The organism is Shewanella sp. ECSMB14102 (assembly GCF_000813075.1).
Classification (GTDB): domain Bacteria; phylum Pseudomonadota; class Gammaproteobacteria; order Enterobacterales; family Shewanellaceae; genus Shewanella; species Shewanella indica.
In genome coordinates, this window is record NZ_JWGX01000099.1 from 1 (window position 1) to 210 (window position 210).

Consider the following 210-nt stretch of genomic DNA (forward strand, 5'->3'; position numbering starts at 1 on the left):
AGTCGGGGGCTAACTTCCGCGCCATTAACGCTGGGTGTCCATATTTTTTTTTATGATGGTGAATGTGGCCATCTCAATGGCAAAAACGGCTTCCAGTTCAAACAATAACGATTCCACCCAACCACGGCGGTGGTCATAATTCTTACCCGAGTAGGCATCATCACCACACAGAAAGGCTCGCCGCACCACGCGGCTGCAACAGTGGTAGTA

At 50.5% G+C, this 210-nt stretch carries 1 pseudogene; it reads right to left on the minus strand.

The features are described 5' to 3' along the window. Positions 1-39: 39 nt before the first annotated feature. Positions 40-210: pseudogene (locus tag RC73_RS19470) on the minus strand (transposase); the annotation flags it as partial.